This window comes from Allobosea sp. 05T422_2 (genome assembly GCF_056396265.1).
This window is the reverse complement of sequence record NZ_JBFTLD010000502.1, coordinates 1-1,574: the sequence shown is the minus strand read 5'-3', so window position 1 is coordinate 1,574 and position 1,574 is coordinate 1. Positions and strand designations below refer to the sequence as shown.

Below are 1,574 nucleotides of genomic sequence, written 5' to 3'. Positions count from 1 at the left end.
CGCTCTGGCCGGCTGGCTGTCGGACCAGGACGCCACGCCGGCAAGCAGGGCGAAAGCAAGCGACCAGTGCTTCAATGTCGACATGTTGTGGCCTCCGGGTTGGCCCGCCTGGATCCCTCGTCGTTCGCCTCTGCGACCGCGGGGGGAAGGGGGACTTCGGTGAAGCTGCAACGATAGGCGACGGCCCAAGGGGGCGGGAGTAGCTAACGGGAGGTTACGCTCGTAACACGCTGTCGAGCGGTCGGGACGCTGTGCGAGCTTCCGCAAGTCCCGCCCCTATTGASTCAGTTTCACTGGTCGCACGCATCGGTTGCGGCCCCTTGCCGGGCGTAGCCTCCTGTTAGTTACTCCCGCGGGCGCGATCTTTCTCCATAGTGGACGTGACGTGGCGCTCGTCGGCGGGAGAACCGTTGCGATGGATCAGGGTGTGCTGGCTGCCATCCGGCATCTTCCAGCCTATGGGAGGTCGATTAGGGAAAGAGCACTCCGCAGCGAGAGTTTTCGCACGCTCTGCGCAGACCTCGCCGAAGCCGAACGGGCCTTGGCGGAATGGGAGAGTTCGGCCCTGCCGATCCGCAAGGCGCGTTGCATCGAATATCGACAGCTCGTCGAGAGCCTCGAAGCCGAGCTCAGGGAAACCCTTGGTCGTCCGGACGGCATTTGACGAGGCAGGCAATCGCGATTTCGACTGGAGAGGAAACGGCAATGCCCCAGACCGCGGCGCACGGCGCGAAAGCCGACATTCTCGCCGACGAGAGTTTCATGTCGGCCGACGACCTGAAAGTTTACATGGCGGACATCGAGATGGCGAAGGCATCCAAGATGCTGGGTGCCATGGATAAGGCCGAGGAGGCACGCCAGAAGCTGATCAAGACGCTTGCGGAAGAGGTCGAGGTCAATGCCGAGCTGATTGCCCGGATCAAGCACAACCTCGCAGTGAAGACGCGCGCGGCTGCCGAGCGTGGCGAGCGCGAGGTCATGGTGATGCGGTTTCCGAGCGCGCTGTGCAACGACAAGGGCCGTGCGCTCAACAACTCAGAGGCGGACTGGCCGACGACGCTCACCGGACGGCCGCGCCAGGCCTATGAATTCTGGAAGGAGCATCTGAAGCCCGCGAATTATCGGCTGCGCGCGATGATCATCGACTGGCCGGGTGGGCTGCCCGGCGATGTCGCCTTCTTCCTGGCCTGGTCCTAACCGGGAGGGCGTGATCATGGATGCTCCTGTCAGCAAGGCCATGAAGCGAGAGCCTTACGAGCGCCAGTTGAAGGAATTTCATGGCGAACTGGTCAAGCTCCAGGAATGGGCCAAGCATACCGGCGCCAAGATCTGCATTATCTTCGAGGGCCGTGACGGCGCCGGTAAGGGCGGTGTCATCAAGGCGATCACGGAGCGGGTGAGCCCGCGGGTCTTCCGCGTCATCGCGCTTCCTCCGCCGACCGATCGCGAACGCTCGCAGATGTACGTCCAGCGCTATCTGCCCCATCTCCCGGCCTCCGGCGAAGTCGTGATCTTCGATCGCAGCTGGTACAACCGCGCCGGCGTCGAACGGGTGATGGGGTTCTGTACGGAGG

At 63.3% G+C, this 1,574-nt stretch carries 3 protein-coding genes; all 3 read left to right on the top strand.

The window, feature by feature from the left end:
- Nucleotides 1-415: 415 nt before the first annotated feature.
- The gene (locus AC1DJT_RS36600; protein ID WP_441508823.1) at nt 416-664 is read left to right on the top strand and encodes a hypothetical protein; all 249 of its coding nucleotides are present in this window, start codon (nt 416-418) and stop codon (nt 662-664) included.
- Between the two features lie 41 nt (nt 665-705).
- Entirely contained in the window at nt 706-1,197 is a 492-nt protein-coding gene (locus AC1DJT_RS36595; protein WP_441490971.1) for a hypothetical protein, read from the top strand.
- Between the two features lie 16 nt (nt 1,198-1,213).
- Nucleotides 1,214-1,574: polyphosphate kinase 2 family protein (locus tag AC1DJT_RS36590; protein ID WP_476836049.1), on the top strand; the 361-nt coding region annotated here is incomplete at its 3' end.

What these genes read in the sequence shown, in the direction of transcription:
- AC1DJT_RS36600 (WP_441508823.1), top strand. Translation starts at nt 416, where the DNA reads ATGGATCAGGGTGTGCTGGCTGCCATCCGGCATCTTCCAGCCTATGGG.
- AC1DJT_RS36595 (WP_441490971.1), top strand. Translation starts at nt 706, where the DNA reads ATGCCCCAGACCGCGGCGCACGGCGCGAAAGCCGACATTCTCGCCGAC.